The organism is Thermodesulfovibrio aggregans (genome assembly GCF_001514535.1).
GTDB classification, from domain to species: domain Bacteria; phylum Nitrospirota; class Thermodesulfovibrionia; order Thermodesulfovibrionales; family Thermodesulfovibrionaceae; genus Thermodesulfovibrio; species Thermodesulfovibrio aggregans.
On record NZ_BCNO01000001.1, the window covers coordinates 133,093 to 155,377 of the forward strand.

The window sequence follows — 22,285 nt, forward strand, 5'->3', positions numbered from 1 at the left end:
CTCATTCAATTGGTTTTAAGAATTTAAGATTTTCACCTTTAAGAGTTTCCATAGCCTTTTTAGTGTCCTCTACTTCAACAATTAGATAAGCCTTTTTTCTTGTTTCAGCCACATAAACAGCAGCACTTTCAATATTTATGCCCTTTGAAGATAAAATTTTAACAACCTCATAAAGTCCGCCAGGTTGATCTTTCATTTCAATTCCAATTGCTTCATTAAGCGATACTGTAAATCCCTTTTCTTTCAACAGTTGAAAAGCCTCTTTACATCTGTCTACCATAAACTTTATTATTCCAAAACCATTTGTACTTGTAATGGAAAAGGCGAGAATGTTTATGTTTGCCTCTGCAAGAACTTTTGTTATTCTCTCAAGTCTTCCAGGTTTATTTTCAGCAAATACTGAAATTATGTGGACTTTATCCATTTAAGCCTCCTAAATCGTTCTTTTATCTATCACTCTTTTAGCTTTTCCTTCACTTACAGGTAGTGTTCCAGGTTCAAGTAATTCCACTTTTGGTTTTACCATTGTAGCAGATCTTATTTTTTCAATTATTTCTTCTTTTAATTTTATCAATTTTTCAATCTTTCCATCGAAAAGCTCTCTGTCTATCTCAACTTTAATAACCATTTCATCGTACGACTCAAGAACAATTTGATAGTTCTGGGCAACTCCCTTTATTCCCATCAACACCTGTTCAATCTGCTGCGGGAAGATGTTTACTCCCTTTACAATAAACATGTCATCGGATCTGCCAAGAATTCTTGAGATTCTTCTATGAGTTCTTCCGCATTTACAAGGTTCTATAATAATCCTTGTTAAATCCCTTGTTCTGTATCTTATGAGAGGCATTGCTTCTCTGTTAAGTGTCGTTAAAACAAGCTCACCAATTTCGCCATCAGGTAAAACTTTTCCTGTTTGAGGATCAATTATCTCTATAAGAAAGTTGTCTTCCCATATATGAAGCCCTTCTTTGTAAGGACATTCAAATCCAACACCCGGACCATTCATCTCTGTAAGTCCATAACAGTTATAAACATCTATGCCGAGCATGTTTTCAATTTTTCTTCTTGTTTCTTCAGAGTATGGCTCTGCACCAAGATAGGCTCTTTTAAGTTTCAACTCCTTACGGGGATCAATTCCTTTATCATAGAGCACAGAGGCAACATAAAGGGCATAACTTGGTGTTATATGAATCATTGTTGTTCCAAAGTCTCTCATTAAATTAATCTGTCTTTCTGTATTTCCAGGTCCTGCAGGAATAACGAGGATTCCCACTTTTTCTGCTCCGTAATGCATTACAAAAGCTCCTGTAAATAGTCCATAGGTCATGCTGTTTTGTAAAATATCTCCTCTTGTAGCACCTGTCATTACAAGACAACGGGCAATGAGCTCTGCAGAGTTGTTTATGTCTCTTTTTGAGAAAAATATTGCTTTAGGTTTTCCAGTTGTTCCACTTGATGTATGCAGCCTCACTACCTTTTCAGGTGCAACAGTAAGTAGTCCATAAGGATAGTCAACAAATAGATCTTCTTTTGTGGTAAAAGGGAATTTTTTAATATCCTCAAGAGATTTAAGTTCTGAAGGATTTACTCCTGCATCTTGAAATTTTTTTTTGTAGTGAGGGACCTTTTGATAAACTTTTTTGATAGTTTTCTTTAGTCTTTCAAACTGAAGTTCTTCAAGTTTTTGCCTCGGTAAAGTTTCTAATTCTTTGTTCCAAAATTGCATCTTCTTCTATTAACCTCCTGCCTTCATTGAATGCTTTTATGTTGAGTTCGATAGTTTTTGGTGGAACCGCCTTTGAAATTACATCATGCCATATTTCTTCTTTAAAGGATAAAGCAGTTGATAGAATTCCTAAGATTACAGAATTTTCTATTTTAATATTACCAATTTGTTTTGCCATTTTTTCTGCTTCTACGGGAATTACAATAAATCCCTTTTGTTCTAGCAAATTTTCAACATTTTGGGGATAATCTTTTTCTTCGGTCATTGCAGGAAGAATTTTTTTCTTATTTAAAATGATAAGTCCTCCTTTTTTTAGAAATCGTAAATATCTTAATGCTTCAAGTTCTTCCAAGGCTACCATAATTTGAGCTTCACCAGCTGGAATTTGAGGAGAAAAAACCTTATCTCCAAATCTTATATGGCTTACAACACTTCCACCCCTTTGAGCCATTCCGTGAATCTCGCTCTCTTTAACATCATAACCACTTTGAAAAGCAACATGAGTGATAATTCTACTTGCAAGAATAATCCCTTGCCCACCGGTTCCACTTATGATTATGTTGGTTGTTAACATAGGAAAAATTCTACCATATTATAAAATTAGTTGGCAATAAAAAAATTTTTTAAAGGACTTTGGTTTGGAAAAACTCAACAAAGTATGGGTAATTTGTGATATCATAAATATCTAGAATGAAAAAAATGAAACATATAACTTTAGTTCTGATAGCATTAATTTTAAATTTAACTCTCCAAAGTTGTGGATACAATCTTCATACAAAAGCTGACTTGCCTTTTCAGGAAATTTATTTAAGAAATGTTGAAAATTCTACACTTGAACCAGGACTTCAGGATAATGTTAGAAAAATTGCATATCAAACACTTATTGATAATGGTTTTACTGTTACATCAACATCTCAGAGAGTTCTTGATATTCAAATAAAAAACTATCGCCTGATTACTCTGTCAGAAATAGGACTTAACACTGTTGAATATCAAATTGTTATGGAGGTTAGAGCAATTCTCTATAATGAAAAGGGAGATAAAATAAAAGAGTTTACACCATCATCACCCTTTACTACATATTTCCGAACTACAAGAGATTTATCAAGCATAATTGCTGACAAAGCCATTGCCACTAATTCTTTGATTAGGGATATATGTGACGATATGGTAAGAAAGCTTATTTTTGAGACTGAACAAAACTTTGATTAATGAAAGAGTATCTACTTGAAATACAGAAATTCGAAGAGGAAATAAAAAAAGGACTTAAAAAGTTTCTCTATTTTTTTTATGCACAAGAGCAGTTTTTTCTTTTTGAAGTAGGAAGACTTATTCGTAAGAATTTTAATTCAATTTCAATTGAAATATATGATTCTCCTGAAGAAGTTGACATCAGCTCTTTTGCTTCTTTTTCTCTGTTTACGCCTAAGAGAATAGTCCTGGTATATAATTTTGAAAAGATAAGAAGAACGGAAAAAAGAATCGAATGGCTTAAAAAGATTAAAACATCAATTAATGGTTCTGTTAACTTCATTGTTCTTTGCAATGCCTCGTATAGGGATATATCTGAAGAGATTGGTTTTATAAAAGAGATTAAAAATGCAGTTGTTTATAATTTAGATATTCATGAAAAAGAGCTTCCCACATGGATACTCTATAAAGCATCACAGTTTGGAATAACTCTAAAACCTGATGTGATTTATTACCTGATTGATATTACAGGTGGACAGCCTGGCATAATTTCATCTGAAATAGAAAAAATATCACTTCTCAGTGATAAATCTCATCTCGGACTTTTTGACATTAAGGACATTCTCACAGAGCTCGGTGAGTTTACAGCCTTTGACCTTATAGATGCAATAAAGAAAAAGGACAGAGAAAGGGCATTCAAAATTCTTGATAAACTTCAAAATACAGAGCCAGACATGATTCTTGGTGCATTGAACTGGTATTACAGTAATAAAAAAGATTCAGATGAAAAAGTTTACTCACTTCTTTACAGAACAAATCTATCATTAAGGCAGGCTCGTAGCTTAAGCCTTGATATGCTTGTGTATGAGTTGTTAAAGATTGAGAATTGAACAAGATTTACGAATTCTGAATTTTTTCAGCCCACCACAATGCTTTCTCTATAATTTCATCTTCATCAACGAATTGGTGCCTGCCATTAAGTACTACAGGAACACCATTTACAAAGACATCTTCAATGTCAGATGCCTTTGCAGAATAGATTATTGTTGAATATATATCATAAACAGGCTGTAGATGAGCCTTTCTAAGATTCATTAAAATCATGTCTGCTCTTTTACCGATTTCTATACTTCCAATCTGGTTTTCCAATCCGAGTGATTCCGCTGCCCATATTGTTAGCATTTTCATGCAGGTTTTTACATTAAGAACTGTTGGATCCGCAGTCACACCTTTTTGAACCTTTGCAGCAATGGAGATTTCTTCAAGAAGGTCAAGATTGTTGTTGCTTGCTGCACCGTCTGTCCCCATGCTTACCTTAACGCCTTTTTTAATCATCCTTGCCACAGGAGCAATACCACTTGAAAGCTTGAGATTGCTCTCAATACAGTGAGAGACTCCAACTCCATGTTCTGCCATAAGCTCTATTTCTTCATCATTAACCCATACTGAATGAGCAGCAGTTATTCTGCCTTCAAGAAATCCTATATCTCGTAGATACTTAATAGGTCTTTTGCCATGCTTTTTTATGCATTCCTCAACTTCCTGAAATGTCTCACTTAGATGGATATGAATGGGAACACTGGTTTTCAATGCAAGCTCTTTTGATTTAAGTAGAGTTTCTTTGCTGCAGGTATAAATGGCATGAGGTGCTACTGCAGGGACAATTAGTTCGTCATCTTTATACTTTTCAATAAATTCTGAAGCTTTTTTAAGATAATCATCTGCTCCTTTACCTGATGCAGTAGGAAAATCAAGAACTCCCTGACCAATAATTGCCCTGATACCCAATTTTTTTGCTGCTTCTGCAATTGATTCAGTGAAAAAATACATATCATTAAAAGTTGTTGTTCCGCTTTTAAGTATCTCAAGTGATGCAAGGCAGGTTCCATCATAAACAAACTCGGGACTGAGAAACTTTGCTTCTCTGGGCCATATATGCTCTATAAGCCACTGCTTGAGTGGAAGATCATCGGCAATTCCTCTGAAAAGAACCATGGCAGCATGGGTATGGGTGTTTATAAAACCTGGCATTAATGCTGAATGAGAGTTGCCGTATACAGGAATTGAAGAATCTTTATATTTTTTTAAAATTTCTGTGAATTCACCGATATCTTTAATTTTTCCATCTTCAACAACAACTGCTCCGTTTTCAATTATTTCATCTTTTTTATTCATAGTAATCAAGTATTTCCCACGAACTATAAAAACTGATTTCATAACAACCTCCATCCAGTTATTTACGAGGGACTCGATGTCCCGAGGAATCTCTTTTTCCTATGTTATTTCTTTTTGTCACTGCGAGGGGCTCAATGCTCCGAAGAAGTCTCTGATGCCTTTAGCTCCTGAAAAAAACGAGATTGCGTCGTCAGCCTCGCCTCTGGCTCGGCTTCCTCGCAATGACGTAATAAAGTTATCAAATTTTTATCAAAACAGCCATTGCAGTAAACAAAAACACTGTTATGCTTATGTAACCGTTCATGTTAAAAAATGCCACATTCAACTTTGAAAGATCATCGGGTTTTACAAGTCTGTGTTCATGAATAAATAAATAAGCAACCACTGCCATTCCAAACCAGTAAAATATATTTAGCTTGAAAACAAGACCTGTTAAAATAAGAAAGCTCCATGCAATAAAATGAAAGAGCCTTGCAAGATATATTGCCTTTTTAACTCCAAAGATTCTGGGGATTGAGTATATCCCGTATTTTTTATCAAAATCCACATCCCAGAGTGCATAGAGTGTATCAAAGCCAGCAAGCCAGAAAATAACTGTCAAGACCATGGGAATTATTTCCAGGTCAAAACTTCCTCTTACAGCAATCCATGCTCCAAGTGGTGCAAGGGCAAGAGCCAGTCCAAGCACAAAATGGCATGCCCATGTGAATCTTTTTGTGTAGGAATATATGAAAAGTATGAAAATAGCAACTGGAGAGAGTTTAAAACAAAGGGGATTGAGCATCCATGCTGAATAAACAAATATTATGAGACAGAGCACAGTGAATAAAACTGCTTCCCATAGTTTGATTTTTCCTGCAGGAATCTCCCTCTGAGCAGTTCTGGGATTAAGAGCATCTATTTTCCTATCAATTATCCTATTAAATCCAAATGCACTGGCTCTCGCAGTAACCATTGCAACAGTAATCCAGAGTATCTTTTCAACTTCAGGAATTCCTCCTGCAGCAAGCATTGCACCTGCAAAAGCAAAGGGAAGGGCAAAAACACTGTGTTCAATTTTGATCATTTTGAGATAAAGCACAGCTTTGTTCACTATGGACATAATGAAATATTATAACATTCTTGGTTAAGGCAAGTATTGATTTTTGATGGAGAGGGATGGTGGGAATTGAACCCACTGGAGGACACTGTCCTCCATCACTGGTTTTGCAGACCAGGAGAGACACCAGTCCCACATCCCTCTGAATAAAATTTTAAATAAATATTTCCGAAAAGTAAAATAGATTTTTTCTATTAAAGCCAGATTAATTTATCAAAATCTGGTGGGGGAATATGGATTTTTATAAAACCAACGATTGGAGCTCGATCAATTAGGTAACTGTTTTTAAAAACTTCAATAAATAGGCAGATATTTTCTTCCTGTTTTATTTCTATGACATCAAAGGGCAGTTCTATTTCAAATATCTCGTCTAAAGCAACAGTTTCTATTTCGTCTTTTCTTATCCATGTTTCGTTTTCCTGGATAAAAACTTGAGCTAATCCTTTATCAAGGAGATCAAAAACTATTTTTACTTTTACTGGCTCAATGATTTGAATCTGTATTTTTAAATCTTTAAAATCTTTAATTGGAAATTTTGGATCTAGCCTGAGAAAGAGACTTTGTCTGTTAAATCCATAGTAAAGATAAGAAAAAAGGCTTTCTGTTTTATGCATGCTTCCACCCATTCTTTGCAGATTAAATTTTCCTGCCTCAAGCCATTCAAAATATCCAGTTATTTTCCCTTCAATTTTAGGATATATAAAACCTTTTGGCTCAACTTCTGGTTTAATCTCTTTCATTTTTTTACTAATAGGTACATGAAGAAAGGAAGGAGGTTCCTTCCCAATATTTAAATACACACTCATTAAATGATGCCGATATATTTCATCAAAAACATCCTTTGTTTCGGTATAATGCTCATCTCCGTACCACCAGTTCCAATCACTTCCTTCTGAAATATATAGTTCCTCCCATGCCTGAGAGAGATCCTTGTGAGGATTTTCTTTTTGATGTGAAACAAGATCCTGTCTCACTTTATAAAGATAATCCCAGGAAAGATTATCTTCTTCGTGTCCGATCCAGATTGAAAAATTTGCACCAATCCATGAGCCTGGAAAAACTCTCTTTAAGGGATTTGAATAAGATTTTTCCTGGAGATACTCTGAAAAAGTCACAGTTCTTATATCTTTACTTTTTTGCAAATTTGCATATAGTTTTTCAAGAAAATCTTTTCCGTCATTGTCATAATATTCCCATGCATTTTCTCCATCAAGAATTACAGAGACTATACCAGAAGTTGTTGAATCGCAAATCCTCTTTAAAAAATCTTCTACTGCTCTTTGTGGTTGCCAGTTTGAATAGACAAATCCTATCAAATCTGAAAGTATTCGGTCCCTGAAAAAAATTTTAACTCCTGCAAACTCATATGGCTGGTATAGAATTGAAGGATTGATTAATTTATCAGCACTTCTTAGATTTTCATTTATTGATTTACTTAAAATTTCCTCATCTGTTGCTATCCATTTGATTCCAGCATCTGCTATCAGTTTTATAACTTCTTCACTTACAGAACCTTCAGAGGGCCACATCCCTTGAGGCTTAAAACCAAATATTCCTTCAAAATAGGTAATGGCTTTTTTTATTTGAATTTCTGCATCTTCTGGTGCTTTAAATTGATATTGTGGAAGTTTTGCCTCTGGCATACATTCTTTTGCTTTGTAGTTGTCATAAATAAGAGGAAGAATAGGATGGTAAAAAGGAGATACAGAGATTTCAATCTGACCTGAAAGAGCCATTTGTTTATAGGCAGGAATAATCTGCCTGACAATTTCAATATGTTTTTCAAGAAGCAGTCTTTTTTCCTCTTCTGTAAAATTAGTTCCTTTTTTTTGTAATTCCCTCAGAAATGGATCAGCCTCTCTGTGAAGAGGATCCATCCAGACAAGATTAAAGAGAACCTGAAGGTCTCTTAATTCCTGTGCAGTAAATTTTTTTGAGAGTTTAACTGGATCTCCATAAATTTTACCTCTTTTTTCAAGTAATTCTTTATACCTCGGAAATGGCTCTATCATTGTTTTCCAGTTAGCAAGAAAGAAGTTTTCAACTAAAAAAGCTCTTTGTTCTTCATTCAGCTCTTCTGCAGGAATAATTGAGTATTCAAAAAAAATATCAGTTGCACCATTTTCATATTCTTTGAGTTGTTTTAAAAGCGAAGGAACAATATTAAAATTTACTTTTACTTCTGGAAATTTTTTCAAAATAAGAACCATATCAAGATAGTCTTTTGTTGCATGAAGTCTAACCCATGGAAGCATGAATTTATTTTTTAGGGGATCATAGTAGTAAGGCTGATGCATATGCCAGAGAATTGCCAGACTAATGCTCATTTTTCTTCTTTTTGAAACTGAAAAACCATTTCTCCCGGTTTAACAAGTCCAAATTTTTCTCTGGCATATTTTTCCATGTAAGAAGGGTCTTTTTTTAAAAGCTCTATCTCATTTTTTAAAGCATTATTTTCCATTAAGATCTGGTTAATATCTTTCATAAGTTTTTGCTCATTTTTTTTCAGTTCAAGATACTTTAAATAACCCATGTCTCCAAAGAAAAAACTGTAAGCAAGAAATAGAATAATCACTAAAAAGAAAAAAAGAAATATTCGGTCATTTCGTTTTTTTTCCCTTAAGAGTTGTTCTTTGAGAAACCGCCTTTTCATTTTAAAAGCCCAGATTATAAAAGGCTGAAAGACCTTTGAATTGAGCTATATTACCAAGTTCTTCCTCTATCTGTAAAAGTCTGTTATACTTTGCAATTCTTTCACCTCTTGAAAGGGAACCAGTTTTTATAAATCCTGTATTACATGCAACTGAAAGGTCTGCGATTGTTGTATCCTCTGTTTCACCTGAGCGATGAGATACAACTGCTGTATATTTATTTGTTTTTGTAAGCTCAATTGCCTCAAGTGTTTCAGAAACTGTACCAATCTGATTAAGCTTAATCAAAATTGAGTTGGCAATTCCTCTTTTCATTGCTTCTTTGATTATTTTCGGATTTGTAACAACAAGGTCATCTGCTACAAGTTGAATTCTATTTTTAAGTCTTTCACTTAGCAGTTCCCATCCTTCCCGGTCAGCTTCGCTCATTCCATCTTCTATTGATATTAGAGGATACTTTTCAATCAAAGATTCGTAATATTCAACCAGATCCTTTGAGCTGAGTTTTCTACTTTCAACTGTATAAAATCCGTCACTGAAGAGTTCTGATGCTGCTACATCCAGCGCTATGTAGATATCTTTTCCAGGTTCATATCCAGCTTCTTTTATTGCTTCAATAATCAATTTAATTGCTTCTTCATTACTGCTAAGCATAGGAGCAAATCCGCCTTCATCACCAACTGCTGTGTTTAATCCTCTCTTTTTAAGAATTGCCTTTAATGTGTGGAAGACTTCAGCTCCAGCTCTTAAAGCCTGAGAAAACTTTGTAAAGCCTGCAGGAACAATCATAAACTCCTGTATATCAAGGTTGTTGTCTGCATGAACTCCACCATTTATTATGTTCATCATTGGAATTGGTAAAACTTTAGCGCTGGTTCCACCGATGTATCTATAAAGTGGGACTCCGAGTTCCTCTGCAGAAGCCTTACAAACAGCCATTGAAACTGCCAAAATTGCATTGGCACCAAGTCTGCTTTTGTTTTCTGTTCCATCAAGCTCTATTAGAAATTTATCAATGCCTTCCTGATCTAATGATTCCATTCCAACAATGTTTGGGGCAATTTCATTTGTTATATTTTCAACTGCTTTTTTGACTCCTTTACCCAAATACCTTTTTTTATCACCATCTCTTAATTCAAGAGCTTCTCTTGTTCCAGTAGATGCTCCAGAGGGAACTGTTGCTGTTGCTATCACTCCGCTGTCAAGATAGACATCTACCTGAACTGTTGGATTTCCTCTTGAATCAAGAACTTCTCTTGCAATTATGTCAATAATTTCTCCCATTATAAATCCTCCTTTTTTAGTAAAGTTTAACTATAATATCTCAAAATAACAAATTCAATCAATGCAGTAATCATTATTGCAAGGCAACCGGGAACAATTTTTCTGTAAATTCCTATCATATCTGCATTAAAGTATTGTCTTGTAAGAATCAAGCATAGATGAAGTGGAGAAAGAAGCACTCCAATATAGCCAGACACAAAGGCTATGGAAATCTCATAAGGTAACGTCTGTTTCAGATGTATTAGTAGTGGAAATGTGCTTCCTACAAATCCTATACTCAGTCCTGTAATAACTCCGATAAACATTGGAAGTGCTATAAAAACAACAAGATATGGAATTTGTGATTGAGTTATTGCTTGTGTTATTCCCTCTACAGCACCTGATAACTGAAGCATTTCTTTGAACACAATCACTCCAGCTACAAGGACAAAAACATCAGCAGTAAATCCATGCCTTATGATTGATATGGTCTCTTTAAGAGATTTTCTGTAATAAATACACAATATCAAAATGTTTGCCGCAAGTGTAATGTAAAGGTCAATTTTAAAAAATATCACAGGCAAAAGAACCATAACTATCGGAATAAAACTCATTAAACCCATATAAGAGACAGTTTTATTAATTTTTTTGTCCCTTTCAACACCACGCATACTTAAAAATAAACCTGTAATAAAAAGTATCACTGCCACTGGAAGATTAAGAAGTATCAGTTTTCTTAAAGGCACATCTGAAACTGCAGAAGCGAGAACTATGCCGGGATAAAGGGGCAGAATTAGTTCCCATGGATGTCTATACCAGTAGTTTATAAACGCCTTTTCTTCTTTTGACATGTTGAGATTTTTTGTAGCTGAATCAACCATTGGAGCTGAAAGATAGGCTCCTCCAAGAGATGGTAACATTCCAATTATAAGAGGCATTGAGAGTATTGAAAGTTTCCTGTTATTGAGCAAAGTTTGCGTGGCTTCTGTCATCTTCTGCATTAATCCGGTTTTTCTTAGAGCGTACTCAAAGGATTTGATTAAAGTAAGGGAGAAAAATAAATTTATTGAAGTGTTGGATGTAAGACTTTTAAGAAGTGTAGCTGCTAAGTTTTTAAAATTAAAGGAGTAAAAAATTAAAAATATCAAAGAACCAGCTAAAAGGGCATATCCAACACTTATTTTTTTGCGAAGTAAGAATAGTATAAAGAGAAAGATAAAGGAGACTTTGATTATATCAATCATCTTAATTTGTGAATTGCTTCACCAGAGATGTCCTTTATTGCTTCACCAACACACTCAGAGAGGGTAGGGTGAGAATGAATTAAATCATATAAATCTTTTGATTTTGCTTTAAGTTTTATTGCCAGTGCAAGTTCATGAATTAGTTCTGAAGCATCTGCTCCAACAATATGAGCACCTATAATTGTGTCAGATTCTTTATCTGCAATTACTTTTATGAATCCATCAATCTCTCCAATGATATGGGCTTTGCCAGAAGCTCTGTATGGAAAAATTCCTTTTTTGATGTCAAATCCTTTTTCTACTGCCTCATTTTCCTTTAATCCAACAGAGGCAACTTCTGTAACTGTATAAATTGTTGAAGGAATAACGCTGTAGTCCATTTTTTCATTGTGTCCCATTGCGTTTTTTGCAGCCACCTCAGCTTCTCTGTATGCAACATGAGCAAGAAGCCATCCACCTGTAACATCACCTGCTGCAAAGACATCTTCAACACTGCACTGCATTTTTTCATTCACAACAATTTCTTTTCTTTTTCCAACTTTGATTTCAGAAGTTTTTACACAGTCACTATTAAAATCTCTTCCTACAGAAACAAGAACAACTTCTGATGTTGCAATTTTACCATTAGAAAGGGTTATATGAACTGAATTTTCAACTACTTTTAAATCTTCAATTTTTACTCCAGTATGAAACTCTATTTTTTTCCTTTTAAAAAGCTTTTCAACTTCTCTGGATATCTCTTCATCCTCCATTGGCAACACTCTTGGCATTAGCTCAACAAGGGTAACCTTACTTCCCATAAGGTGGAATATCCAGGCAAATTCACAACCTATAGCACCTGCACCTATGATGGTAATGGATTGGGGAATTTTTTTTAGATTCCATAAGTCATCACTTGAAAGTATTCTCTCACCATCAAAATTAAGCATAGGAAGCTGTCTTGGTCTTGAGCCTGTAGCAATAATTATTCTGTCTGCCTGTAATTTCTCACCTGTGTTTTTTATAAACAATGTTTTTGGATCTATTAATTCTGCCTCAGATTTAATAACTTTTACTCCTGATTGTTTAAGAAGCATCGTGAGACCTTTTTTCTGTGTATCAACAACTTTATCTTTTTTATCCATTAAAGTTTGCAAATCTGTTGAAAAAGATGAATTTTTAAGAGAATGAATCAATGTTTTTGTAGGAATGCAGCCTTTGTTAAGACATGTTCCACCAAGCTCTTCTTTTTCAATTAAAAATACCTCTGCCCCGGATCTTCTTAGAACAAGGGCAGAGACATAACCTGCAGGTCCTCCTCCAATTACACAGGCTTTCATTATTTCTCTTCTTCAAGATAACTTTCATAATCTTCATAGTCCATCAAATCATCCAGCTCTTGAGGATTATCCATTTCAATCACAGCAATCCAGCCTTTACCATATGGGTCTTCATTAATAAGTTCAGGATGGTCAATCAATTCTTCATTTACTTCAACTATTGTGCCGCTTACAGGAGCTATGACAGGTGAAGAGGTTTTTGTTGACTCAATTTCTGCCATTTCAGTATCTGCCTCAACATGAGTATCTACCTCTGGAAGTTCAATATAAATAATATCTCCTAAGGATTCCTGGGCATAATCAGTGATTCCGACTTTTACTTTTTTACTTCTACCTGAGACCTTTACCCAAGTGTGCTCTTTGTGAAATTTGTAATTTTCTAAACTCATTTTCCCTCCGTTTTAAAAAGTTTTTTATTCTGATTATTTAATTTGACAGGAGATAATTTGTCAAGTCTACTTAATTCGCTTTATTTTTGCTCCAAGTTGAATGAGCTTTTTGTCAAGCTCTTCGTATCCTCTGTCAAGGTGATATATTCTGTCAATAATCGTTTCTCCTTCAGCAATTAATCCTGCAATTACAAGTGATGCCGATGCTCTTAAGTCAGTTGCCATAACAGGTGCACCTTTCAATTTTTTCACTCCTCTTACAGTAGCAGTATTACCTTCCACTGTGATATCTGCTCCCATTCTTCTTAGTTCTGCTACATGCATAAATCTATTTTCAAAGATTGTTTCTTTTATTACACTTGTTCCATTTGCTATAGTCATCATTGCCATAAACTGTGCCTGCATATCAGTGGGAAATCCAGGATAGGGCATTGTTTTTATATCAACAGCTTCAGGTCTTTTTGGTCCGATTACTCTTAATCCTTCTTTTGTTTGTTTAAAACTCACTCCTGCATCCTTCATCTTTACCATTATAGCATCAATGTGGTCAATTCTGCAGCCTTTCAGTGTTATATCTCCTCCAGAGGCACCTGCAATTGCTATGAATGTGCCTGTCTCTATTCTGTCAGGAATAATTTCATAATCTTGAAAGGGAATTAATTCATCTACTCCTTCTATTGTTATTATACTCGTGCCTGCCCCCTCTATTTTTGCTCCCATAAGTTTTAAGTAATTAGCAAGGTCAACAATTTCTGGCTCTTTGGCAGCATTTTCAAGAACTGTAGTTCCTTTTGCCAGTGTGGCAGCCATCATAAGATTTTCTGTTCCGGTTACTGTGGGAATATCAAAATATATTTTTGTGCCTTTCAATCTTGTAGCTTTTGCAATTATATATCCTTCTTCAAGAGATATTTTGGCACCCATTTTTTCAAGTCCCATGATATGAAGATTTACAGGCCTTGCTCCAATTGCACATCCACCAGGCAAAGATACTTTTGCTCTTCCAAATCTTGCCACAAGTGGACCAAGCACTAAAATTGAGGCACGCATTGTTTTAACAAGGTCATAGGATGCTTCAAATCTGTTTATTTTTGTAGTATCAATTCTACAAACTTCATTAAATTCAACTATACCACCCATTCTTTTAATAAGCTCAGTCATTGTAAATACATCCCTTAGTTTAGGAATTTTTTTAAGAGTATGAACTCCTTGAGCAAGTAGAGTTGATGCCATGATTGGAAGAGCAGCGTTTTTTGCTCCGCTTATTGTAACCGAACCTTTTAAAGAAGTTCCACCAAAAATAAGTAGCTTATCCATGTTAAATATATTAAACTAAAATAAGGAGATAAAGAAATATGTTAACAATAGATGATTTAATTAAAAAGGTTTTGAAATATAGGCCCAATGCTAATGTTGAGCTTATAAGAAAAGCTTATATTTTTTCAAGAGAAGCTCATTGTGCTCAAAAAAGAAAAGAAGGCATCCCTTACATATATCATCCATTGGCTGTTGCAGATATACTTGCCGATATGAGACTTGACTCTACTACAATTGCAGCTGGACTTCTTCACGATACTGTTGAAGATGCTGAAATGACCATTGATGATATAAGTGAAATGTTTAATCCTGATGTTGCCTTTTTAGTTGATGCTGTTACAAAGTTGAGCAAACTTCAATTTTCCACCTTAGAGGAAGCTCAGGCAGAAAATTTTAGAAAGATGTTTCTTGCAATGTCGAAGGATATAAGAGTAATTTTAATAAAGTTTGCTGACAGACTTCATAATATGCGCACAATTGAGTTTCTTCCTTTAGAAAAACAAAAAAGGATAGCAAAAGAAACTCTTGAAATATATGCTCCTCTTGCAAATAGACTTGGAATTGGATGGATGCGTTCAGAGTTTGAAGACCTTTCATTTAAAGTTCTTTACCCGGACGAATATAATGACCTTGTTCAAAAAGTAGCAAAAAGAAAAGAAGATCAGCAGGCATACATTGACAGTGTCATAAAAATACTTTCTGAAAAAATCAAAGAAATGAATATTCCCTTTAAGATATTCGGAAGAGTGAAGCACTACTATGGAATATATCAAAAAATGGTCAAACAGAAAATATCTTTTGAGCAGGTCTATGATGTTATAGGAATAAGAATTATTACTGATACGGTGCCACATTGTTATGATATCTTAGGAATTATTCATTCTCTGTGGACACTTATACCTGGAAGATTTAAAGATTTTATAAGTCTTCCAAAATCTAATTATTATCAATCACTTCATACAACTGTTATAGGTCCTGGAGGAGAAAGAGTTGAGTTTCAGATAAGAACAGAGGAAATGGATATAATTGCAGAAGAAGGTATTGCTGCTCACTGGAGATATAAAGAAAGAAAAGATTTGACAGAAAGAGAAGCAAAACTTGTATCTTGGCTTAGAGATTTAATTAAAGAAATATCTGATCCAAAGGAACTTTTAGATGCAGTAAAAGCTGAAGTTGTACCTGATACTATCTATGTTTTTACTCCAAAGGGAGATGTTAAGGAACTTCCAGTCGGCTCAACACCAGTAGATTTTGCCTATGCAATACATTCTGAAGTCGGTGCAAAATGTGCAGGAGCAAAAGTTAACGGTAGAATAGTTCCACTTAATTATCAACTTCAAAGTGGTGATGTTGTGGAAATCATAACAAGTCCTCATCAGAAGCCAAGAAAAGATTGGTTACAATTTGTTGTTACTCAGAGAGCAAGAAACAGAATAAAACATTTCCTCAGACAGGAAGAAAGACAACAGGGAATTGATATAGGCAAACAACTGCTAGAGGCAGAATTACGAAAAAGTGGAATTCAGCCATCAATTCTTAAAAATGAAAAAATTGAAGAAGTTTTACAGGCTTTTTCTGTTCAGAGTCTTGAAGATTTGTATCTTCTCATTGGACATGGAAAAATCTCAGTTCATCAGGTTGTAAATAGACTTTCTCCTGAAATCTCTCAAGAAGAGTTTGTTCTTCCAAGAAAAAAAACTCATAGGAAGGATCAAAGACAGTTTATTTCTCTTAGAGGAGTTGATGAAGTTCTCTATCACATAGCAAAATGCTGTATGCCTGTCCCCGGAGACGAGATAATAGGTTTTATTACAAGAGGCAAGGGTATCTCAGTGCATAGAAAAGATTGCGTGAATGTAAAACATATGGAGCCTGATAGACTAATAGAGGTATTTTGGACAGCTGATGACACTTCTAAAGTTCAAACAAAAATAAGTATAGAATGTATTGATAAACCTGGTATCCTTGCTACTCTTACAGGACTTTTGTCAGCCAATCAGGTCAATATAACTCAAGTAAAGGCTAACTCTACTTCTGATAAAAGAGCTCTGATTGATTTTACAATTGAAGTAAAAGACAGAGTTCATCTCTCCGATATTATCAATAAAATATATCAAATAAGTGAAGTTCTATCTGTCAAAAGATAGCTCTATAGCACCTTTTCTTATTACCTTAGGAGGTTTAACTGTTACATCTACTATTGTTGAGGGGATTCCCGGCAGTTTTCCTCCATCAATTATTAGATCAACTGGAGTTTCCTTAAAATACTCAACTACAGTATCAATACAATCTGCTGGTGGCAACCCTGATAGATTTGCCGATGTTGCTGTGATGGGGAAAGAGGATTCCTTAATTAATCTTAAGGCAAAAGAATCACCTGGCATTCTGACTGCTACTTTTCCATCTTTTGTTATTTCTTCCGGTAAATTTTTTTTTGCTGGTAAAAGCAGAGTCAAAGGACCGGGCCAAAACTTTTCAATTAGGTCTTGTGCCTCTTTAGGTATAGATTCGACGACTAAATTAAGATTTTTTAAGTTTACAATTAGTGGAAAACTTTTCTCTTTTGGTCTTTTTTTGATTTCAAAGATTTTTTTAAGAGCTATCTGGCTGTCAAATCTTGCTCCAATTCCATAAAGAGTCTCGGTAGGATAGATTATTATTCCATCATTTTCAAGAATTTCCAGAACTTTTTTAATATTTACTTTTGTAGCATCTGCAAGTTTCATTTAATTTTTCAAGTAATACTTTAAGTTTTTTTAGTTCTTCCTTTGTAATTTCTCTATCTCGAAAATATATTTTTTCATATTCTTTTACAAATTTTTCTGCCTGTAATCTTATTTCTGGATTATCTATTGTAGCTATAAACTCTTCCAGCCCTTGATATCTTTTCCTTTCAAAACCATATTTTTTCATAATATCAAAAAATTTGTAAAGCAAACTTCTTTTTCTTTTGAAATGATGGTATATTCTGAAAAATCCAAAAAGAATAAGGGCAATTAATGGAATTAAAAAAATCAATGGGAAAATTTTGATCTGCGGAACTTTTATGGATTTTGCCAATTTTAATTGGGCTTTTAAATCGTAATCAAGAACAATGTTATTCCACAGATAGTCAATCAGATGAAAAATAATGGGCTCCTGAAATCTTTCTATTTTCCCGGATGGATCAAACATTAGCCATTTTCCATCAATCCAAGCTTCAACCCATAGATGAGCATCGGACGCTCTAATTATGTAGTAACCTCCAAAGGTATTGTATGTTCCTCCTTTAAATCCTCCAACAACTCTTGATGGAATACCTTTAATTCTCAACATTAAAGCCATAGCTGTAGCAAAGTATTCACAATTCCCTTTCTTTTTATTGAATAAAAACTCTTCTACAGGATTTTCTCCACCAGGAAGGTCTTTGAGAGAATATTGATATTCACTTAAAAATTTTAATATGCTTAATGCTATCTTTTCTTTAGTTAAAGATTGATTTGTGATTTCATGAGTTAGATCTATAATTTTTTTTGAGATGTTTTTAGGAATATCAAGATATGCAGATGTGACAGAGAATTCTTTTATTTCATGGTTTATGTAAGATGTGGCAGTATATTTGATTGTTTTTTCAGATTGAGAATTCATTCTGTAAACTCCTGGATATTCCTGATAAATATTAGGCAAATAAACTTTTAATGGGTAATCAAGTGTTGGGATATATTGTTCTGTGAGTGGCTCTAATATTACAGTGTAGTTTACTTTCTCTCCATTGATGATTGCCTTGTCTTTTTCTGAGATTTTTTTATACCACTTTTTTCCATCAAAGGTATCAAATACGATGACCCGCCAGTAAAGTTCCTGAGAAAGTTTTTCCATTTTTACTCTCATCACCACTGTTTTGTCTTCCTGTATCTCACTTACAGAACCAAGATTTACAACAGAAGAAAATCCTGTTTTTGACTTACTGAAACCAATATCCATAAGTGGAACAGGGCTTCTTGGTAAAATAATAAAAAATAATGCACTCAAAGGAATTGAGAGAATCGATATAAAGATGGCGATTTTAAAGAGATTTACTACTCTCTCAAAATTTATGAATTCCTCTTTAATCTCCCTCATATAGGTTAAAATCAAAACTGAAAAAATTGTTAAAACTAACATCAGAACAACTCTTATTAGAAATACCCAGGATATGTTAAAAAGTGAATAACCTCCAAGTAAAAGTAAAGAAATAAGATAAATTTGTAAGTATTCTCTGGAGCTTTTTTTACCAAGAAATCTTATTGCAAGAATCAGAGTGAGAGCTTCTATGGATGATAAAAGGATATCCTCTAAGGAGTAGTTTAAAAACGGCATAAAAATAAAGCCAATTGACACTAAATTGAGGAGCCATACTGGTAAAAAAATTTTTTTGATATGTAAAAATATAGAAACAGCAATCAACAAGAGGAATATTAAATTCACATAAAAAGAAATATATTTAATTATTGCTGTGAAAGGTATCATAGCAATTAATATGCTGATGATAAATATAATATTTTGAGCTTTACTCTGATTTATAAAATGCAAGAGCATAAAGCATTCTCCTTAAGTGAGCCTGTCCTGTTTCTGGAGGATAAAATTCTTTGTCAAGATTTAACCCTACAGGATTTCCTCTTTTTATGAGTTCAATGAGTGCATAGGTTGTCTTGCTAAGCTTTTCTTCTATGTTACCTGAAAAATCATTCAGATTTAAAACTATTGGAGTTCCTACCGGAGGTGAAAATTCTTTCACTTTTATTAAAGATGTTTTAGCTGTTGCCTTCCAGTGTATGTATTTTAGAGGATCTCCATAAGTATAACCTCTTACTCCAACGAGTTCACCTTCATATGATTTACCCCTTGAAATATTTGAATCTATTTTTGTTTTACCTTCTGATAAAAAATGAGATAAATCACATTTTAGAGGATATGGAAATATGGTGATTTCTAAGTTAATTGGTATTCTTTTTGTTCTTCTGAAAAAATAAAAAGGAAAATAAGAGGAAATAATGACTTCCTTGAGAATGTATCTGCCTCTGTGGGGAAATGTGAGATTTATGATAAAAGTTTCTTTCTCTTTCAAATAAGGAATAACAATTTCACTGTCAAGAATTTTAACTCTTAAAATAAAAGTCCAGAAAAAATATCTATTTTTTGCTTTTATTTTAAATGCTGCAGGTTTTAAAGCAAAAATATCATCCGGAGGCAATATTGTAAATTCAATATTATTCAAATTCAAAAAAGCAAGAATACCGCTCAAAGCCATTATGCTTAAAAGAAAGGATATCATCAAAAATAGTAAGTTATTTCCTGTATTAACTGCTCCAAAGCCTATAAAAAGAGTGATTACAATGTATATCCAGCCTGTATTTGTAACTTTTACGGTGGAGTTGAAATACTTTGAAGGATTGATGATATCACCTCTTGTTTTGAAGTTGTTTCTTCTTTAAGTATAATACGATGGGGTACAACAAAAGGAATCATCTCCTTTACATCCTCAGGTATTACATAGTCTCTTCCACAAAAATATGCATAAGCCTTTGCAGTAACAGTAAGTGCAAGAGCAGCTCTTGTAGATATTCCTAAAAGAATTCTGTTGTCTTGTCTTGTAGTATTAACAAAGTCAATAATCCAGTTGATGATTTTGTCAGAAACATAAATTTGTTTTATTTCGTCCTGAATTTTCAGTATTTCATCTTTTTCAATTGCAGCAGTTATTTTATATAAACTTTCTCTTGAACTTCCTCCTTTAAGAATTTGCTTTTCTGATTCTTTATCTGGATACCCAATACTTATTTTCATCATAAATCTATCAAGCTGACTTTCAGGTAGGGGAAAAGTTCCATAAATCTCAACTGGATTCTGTGTTGCAATAACAAAAAAAGGTTTTGGAAGTTTGTACGTTTTTCCATCAACAGTAACCTGTTCTTCTGCCATAGCTTCAAGTAGAGCAGATTGAGTTTTTGGTGTTGCTCTATTGATCTCATCAACTAAAACAATGTTGTTAAATATAGGACCTGCTTTAAACTCAAATTCACCAGTATTTTTATTATAAATCGAAAGTCCAGTTATGTCAGTTGGAAGAAGATCATTGGTACACTGAATTCTACCAAAACTTAAACCAAGCACTTTTGATATAGCAACTGCCAGAGAAGTTTTACCAAGACCTGGAAAATCTTCAATAAGAAGATGTCCTTTGGAAAATATTGCGATTAAAGATAAAATAATTGCTTTTTCTTTACCTTGAAGGCAATTTTGAAGGCTTTCAATAATTTGAAGAATTTTTTGATTCTTTATTTTTTCAATCATAAAAGAGGGGGCTTAACCCCCCTCTTTTATTTTAACCTTCTAAGTAAACCTTTTCAACAGGTGGTGCTACCTGTTTCTTACGGGACATTACCCCAGGAAGCCATACAGAAGGACCTGATACCTTTACATTAAAGGCTTTTTCAATAATTGCTGCATTTCCAACATAGTAAAGCTCTGTTCCTTCTTTTATGATATCGGTTGCCATGAATATTACCATATCATAGCCTTTAGAGTTTTTAAGCTCATTAAGATAATTTACAAACTCATCTTTGCGCTCATAAACTTCTTCAATGTCAACAACTTCTGTCTGTCCGATTCCGACTTTTTTACCTTTAAAATCATAATCTTTGAAATCAACATGAACAACATCAGCAACTGGTTTTCCTTTAATGCTTGCCTTTGCTTTTTTAAGATCTACTCCAAATTTTGTAATATCAGAAATACCTGCTACCTGAGCGAGTTCCTGGGCAATCTTTTTATCTTCCTCTGTTGTTGTTGGAGATTTAAAAATAACGGTGTCAGAAAGGATTGCACTAAGAAGCAGACCAGCGTATGCCTTGTTTGCTTTTACTTCATTTGGAAACATTTTTGCAATAACTGTTGCTGTACTTCCAACGGGTTCAACATGAATAAAAATTGGATCGGGATAGTTAAAGTTCATCTTGTGATGGTCAATAATTGCAAGAATTTTTTCTGCTCCATCAACTCTCTGACCTGGTTCATTGTGGTCTACTAATACCAGCGTTTTACCTGAAGCATTTTCAAGAACTTCGGGTGCTGGTACTCCAAACTGCTTAAGTGCAAACTCTGTCTCTTCATTAATTGGTCCTGCTGTGGCTGGTTTGTAACCCTTAATACCTGCATAAACAATTGCTGAACACACTGTGTCTGTGTCAGGTGCCTTATGGCCGATTACATAAATATCGCTCATTTTTCCCTCCTAATTGAAATTTTTTTAAAAAGTTAAAAAATTTTGACAATTTTTTATTCAAAAAGTCAAGAAAACAGCCATTAAAATTTAAAATAGAGTTATTAAAGGTTTTCAAAATTCAGTTTAATCTGGTATACTGGTAACAATTATTAAAATTTATAGGAGGTAAAAGTGATAAAAAAATATTTTTTAGTAGTAATTTTTCTCTTTTTATGCTCCTGTGCCAGTGTTGTTCAAACTATTGATTTACAAAAGGATAAAGTATATGCTGTAATACCCTTTGAAAACTATACAGACACACCTTTGGCAGGGTATACAATAGCTTCTACAATAGAGGGTAGTTTAAGATCTCAAGGATTAAAAGTATCAGAAAGACAATGGATTTTCAACGATAGAGAACCCACTAAAGAAGAGATAGATAGAATATTTAAAAAAGCTTCTCAAAATGCAGATTACATAATAACAGGTACAGTAAATGAATTCAGATATAAAACAGGAATAGATGGAGAACCTACTGTGAGCTTGAGCATTTTTATTTATGATACTCAAAAAGGAGTTGTAGTGAAAGGAGCTTCTGGTGCTTGGTGTGGATGGGCTCACGAATCACTTGGAACAGTATCCCAAAAGCTTGTCAGAGAAATTTTCAAACTAGAGTGATAGAATGA

Annotated in this window: 21 protein-coding genes and 1 tRNA gene; 4 read left to right on the top strand and 18 right to left on the bottom strand. The window is 34.0% G+C overall.

What is annotated here, in order from left to right; translation table 11 throughout:
• Position 1: 1 nt before the first annotated feature.
• From TAGGR_RS00685 to TAGGR_RS00695, 3 genes are read right to left on the bottom strand one after another with little or no spacing between them, the layout of a single operon-like run.
• A complete protein-coding gene (locus TAGGR_RS00685; RefSeq protein WP_059175460.1) occupies positions 2–424 on the bottom strand; it encodes an ACT domain-containing protein in 423 nt (140 codons plus the stop codon).
• A gap of 9 nt (positions 425–433) precedes the next feature.
• Positions 434–1,729, bottom strand: a complete 1,296-nt coding sequence (locus TAGGR_RS00690) for a phenylacetate--CoA ligase (RefSeq protein ID WP_059175461.1) — start codon at positions 1,727–1,729, stop codon at positions 434–436.
• Complete coding sequence (locus TAGGR_RS00695) at positions 1,680–2,303, bottom strand: indolepyruvate oxidoreductase subunit beta (RefSeq protein ID WP_059175462.1); 624 nt, start codon at positions 2,301–2,303, stop codon at positions 1,680–1,682. Before TAGGR_RS00695 ends, TAGGR_RS00690 begins: the two co-directional genes overlap by 50 nt.
• 125 nt (positions 2,304–2,428) lie before the next feature.
• Between TAGGR_RS00695 and lptE the strand changes: the two genes are divergently transcribed.
• Entirely contained in the window at positions 2,429–2,941 is a 513-nt protein-coding gene (lptE, locus tag TAGGR_RS10545) for an LPS assembly lipoprotein LptE (protein ID WP_161936149.1), read from the top strand.
• On the top strand, positions 2,941–3,810 hold the full coding sequence (gene holA, locus TAGGR_RS10550; RefSeq protein ID WP_059175464.1) for a DNA polymerase III subunit delta: 870 nt from the start codon (positions 2,941–2,943) through the stop codon (positions 3,808–3,810). The genes lptE and holA overlap by 1 nt, the downstream gene beginning before the upstream one ends.
• A 7-nt stretch (positions 3,811–3,817) precedes the next feature.
• Here holA and TAGGR_RS00710 read toward each other — a convergent pair whose 3' ends face one another.
• The 10 genes from TAGGR_RS00710 to murA all read right to left on the bottom strand — a co-directional run bounded on the left by TAGGR_RS00710 (position 3,818) and on the right by murA (position 14,377).
• Positions 3,818–5,137 carry an amidohydrolase family protein gene (locus tag TAGGR_RS00710; RefSeq protein ID WP_059175465.1) on the bottom strand — a complete coding sequence of 440 codons (1,320 nt, stop codon included), beginning with the start codon at positions 5,135–5,137 and terminating at the stop codon, positions 3,818–3,820.
• Between the two features lie 196 nt (positions 5,138–5,333).
• Positions 5,334–6,197: a UbiA-like polyprenyltransferase gene (locus tag TAGGR_RS00715; protein ID WP_059175466.1), complete on the bottom strand. Its 864-nt coding sequence runs from the start codon at positions 6,195–6,197 to the stop codon at positions 5,334–5,336.
• Between the two features lie 47 nt (positions 6,198–6,244).
• Positions 6,245–6,337 (bottom strand) — tRNA-OTHER (locus TAGGR_RS10370).
• A gap of 51 nt (positions 6,338–6,388) precedes the next feature.
• Positions 6,389–8,521: a glycoside hydrolase family 57 protein gene (locus tag TAGGR_RS00720; RefSeq protein ID WP_059175467.1), complete on the bottom strand. Its 2,133-nt coding sequence runs from the start codon at positions 8,519–8,521 to the stop codon at positions 6,389–6,391.
• Entirely contained in the window at positions 8,518–8,847 is a 330-nt protein-coding gene (locus TAGGR_RS00725) for an FtsB family cell division protein (protein WP_059175468.1), read from the bottom strand. The genes TAGGR_RS00720 and TAGGR_RS00725 overlap by 4 nt, the downstream gene beginning before the upstream one ends.
• A gap of 1 nt (position 8,848) precedes the next feature.
• Positions 8,849–10,129 (bottom strand): phosphopyruvate hydratase, encoded by a 1,281-nt coding sequence (gene eno, locus TAGGR_RS00730; protein ID WP_059175469.1) that lies wholly within the window; start codon positions 10,127–10,129, stop codon positions 8,849–8,851.
• A gap of 26 nt (positions 10,130–10,155) precedes the next feature.
• The gene (locus TAGGR_RS00735; protein ID WP_059175470.1) at positions 10,156–11,352 is read right to left on the bottom strand and encodes a DUF401 family protein; all 1,197 of its coding nucleotides are present in this window, start codon (positions 11,350–11,352) and stop codon (positions 10,156–10,158) included.
• Complete coding sequence (gene lpdA, locus TAGGR_RS00740; protein WP_059175471.1) at positions 11,349–12,671, bottom strand: dihydrolipoyl dehydrogenase; 1,323 nt, start codon at positions 12,669–12,671, stop codon at positions 11,349–11,351. Before lpdA ends, TAGGR_RS00735 begins: the two co-directional genes overlap by 4 nt.
• Complete coding sequence (gene gcvH, locus TAGGR_RS00745) at positions 12,671–13,060, bottom strand: glycine cleavage system protein GcvH (protein ID WP_059175472.1); 390 nt, start codon at positions 13,058–13,060, stop codon at positions 12,671–12,673. The genes lpdA and gcvH overlap by 1 nt, the downstream gene beginning before the upstream one ends.
• Before the next feature lie 66 nt (positions 13,061–13,126).
• The gene (murA, locus tag TAGGR_RS00750) at positions 13,127–14,377 is read right to left on the bottom strand and encodes a UDP-N-acetylglucosamine 1-carboxyvinyltransferase (RefSeq protein WP_059175473.1); all 1,251 of its coding nucleotides are present in this window, start codon (positions 14,375–14,377) and stop codon (positions 13,127–13,129) included.
• A 38-nt stretch (positions 14,378–14,415) separates the two neighbouring features.
• Here murA and TAGGR_RS00755 point away from each other — a divergent pair, with 38 nt between their 5' ends.
• Positions 14,416–16,524, top strand: coding sequence for a RelA/SpoT family protein (locus tag TAGGR_RS00755; protein WP_059175474.1), 2,109 nt, complete (start codon positions 14,416–14,418; stop codon positions 16,522–16,524).
• Here TAGGR_RS00755 and TAGGR_RS00760 read toward each other — a convergent pair.
• The 5 genes from TAGGR_RS00760 to TAGGR_RS00780 form a co-directional block, all read right to left on the bottom strand.
• Complete coding sequence (locus TAGGR_RS00760; RefSeq protein ID WP_059175475.1) at positions 16,507–17,103, bottom strand: L-threonylcarbamoyladenylate synthase; 597 nt, start codon at positions 17,101–17,103, stop codon at positions 16,507–16,509. The genes TAGGR_RS00755 and TAGGR_RS00760 overlap by 18 nt on opposite strands.
• Positions 17,069–18,934, bottom strand: coding sequence for a transglutaminase TgpA family protein (locus TAGGR_RS00765; RefSeq protein WP_059175476.1), 1,866 nt, complete (start codon positions 18,932–18,934; stop codon positions 17,069–17,071). Before TAGGR_RS00765 ends, TAGGR_RS00760 begins: the two co-directional genes overlap by 35 nt.
• Positions 18,906–19,670, bottom strand: a complete 765-nt coding sequence (locus TAGGR_RS00770) for a DUF58 domain-containing protein (RefSeq protein ID WP_059175477.1) — start codon at positions 19,668–19,670, stop codon at positions 18,906–18,908. Before TAGGR_RS00770 ends, TAGGR_RS00765 begins: the two co-directional genes overlap by 29 nt.
• An 89-nt stretch (positions 19,671–19,759) precedes the next feature.
• Positions 19,760–20,689: an AAA family ATPase gene (locus TAGGR_RS00775; RefSeq protein WP_059175478.1), complete on the bottom strand. Its 930-nt coding sequence runs from the start codon at positions 20,687–20,689 to the stop codon at positions 19,760–19,762.
• Between the two features lie 31 nt (positions 20,690–20,720).
• Entirely contained in the window at positions 20,721–21,620 is a 900-nt protein-coding gene (locus tag TAGGR_RS00780; RefSeq protein ID WP_059175479.1) for a manganese-dependent inorganic pyrophosphatase, read from the bottom strand.
• A 171-nt stretch (positions 21,621–21,791) separates the two neighbouring features.
• Here TAGGR_RS00780 and TAGGR_RS00785 point away from each other — a divergent pair, with 171 nt between their 5' ends.
• Positions 21,792–22,277, top strand: coding sequence for a DUF4136 domain-containing protein (locus TAGGR_RS00785; protein WP_082673503.1), 486 nt, complete (start codon positions 21,792–21,794; stop codon positions 22,275–22,277).
• The last annotated feature ends 8 nt before the right edge of the window (positions 22,278–22,285 follow it).

Coding starts and splice junctions, on each gene's coding strand:
- TAGGR_RS00685 (WP_059175460.1), bottom strand. CDS start 424: ATGGATAAAGTCCACATAATTTCAGTATTTGCTGAAAATAAACCTGGA.
- TAGGR_RS00690 (WP_059175461.1), bottom strand. CDS start 1,729: ATGCAATTTTGGAACAAAGAATTAGAAACTTTACCGAGGCAAAAACTT.
- TAGGR_RS00695 (WP_059175462.1), bottom strand. CDS start 2,303: ATGTTAACAACCAACATAATCATAAGTGGAACCGGTGGGCAAGGGATT.
- lptE (WP_161936149.1), top strand. CDS start 2,429: ATGAAACATATAACTTTAGTTCTGATAGCATTAATTTTAAATTTAACT.
- holA (WP_059175464.1), top strand. CDS start 2,941: ATGAAAGAGTATCTACTTGAAATACAGAAATTCGAAGAGGAAATAAAA.
- TAGGR_RS00710 (WP_059175465.1), bottom strand. CDS start 5,137: ATGAAATCAGTTTTTATAGTTCGTGGGAAATACTTGATTACTATGAAT.
- TAGGR_RS00715 (WP_059175466.1), bottom strand. CDS start 6,197: ATGTCCATAGTGAACAAAGCTGTGCTTTATCTCAAAATGATCAAAATT.
- TAGGR_RS00720 (WP_059175467.1), bottom strand. CDS start 8,521: ATGAGCATTAGTCTGGCAATTCTCTGGCATATGCATCAGCCTTACTAC.
- TAGGR_RS00725 (WP_059175468.1), bottom strand. CDS start 8,847: ATGAAAAGGCGGTTTCTCAAAGAACAACTCTTAAGGGAAAAAAAACGA.
- eno (WP_059175469.1), bottom strand. CDS start 10,129: ATGGGAGAAATTATTGACATAATTGCAAGAGAAGTTCTTGATTCAAGA.
- TAGGR_RS00735 (WP_059175470.1), bottom strand. CDS start 11,352: ATGATTGATATAATCAAAGTCTCCTTTATCTTTCTCTTTATACTATTC.
- lpdA (WP_059175471.1), bottom strand. CDS start 12,671: ATGAAAGCCTGTGTAATTGGAGGAGGACCTGCAGGTTATGTCTCTGCC.
- gcvH (WP_059175472.1), bottom strand. CDS start 13,060: ATGAGTTTAGAAAATTACAAATTTCACAAAGAGCACACTTGGGTAAAG.
- murA (WP_059175473.1), bottom strand. CDS start 14,377: ATGGATAAGCTACTTATTTTTGGTGGAACTTCTTTAAAAGGTTCGGTT.
- TAGGR_RS00755 (WP_059175474.1), top strand. CDS start 14,416: ATGTTAACAATAGATGATTTAATTAAAAAGGTTTTGAAATATAGGCCC.
- TAGGR_RS00760 (WP_059175475.1), bottom strand. CDS start 17,103: ATGAAACTTGCAGATGCTACAAAAGTAAATATTAAAAAAGTTCTGGAA.
- TAGGR_RS00765 (WP_059175476.1), bottom strand. CDS start 18,934: ATGCTCTTGCATTTTATAAATCAGAGTAAAGCTCAAAATATTATATTT.
- TAGGR_RS00770 (WP_059175477.1), bottom strand. CDS start 19,670: ATGATATCCTTTCTTTTAAGCATAATGGCTTTGAGCGGTATTCTTGCT.
- TAGGR_RS00775 (WP_059175478.1), bottom strand. CDS start 20,689: ATGATTGAAAAAATAAAGAATCAAAAAATTCTTCAAATTATTGAAAGC.
- TAGGR_RS00780 (WP_059175479.1), bottom strand. CDS start 21,620: ATGAGCGATATTTATGTAATCGGCCATAAGGCACCTGACACAGACACA.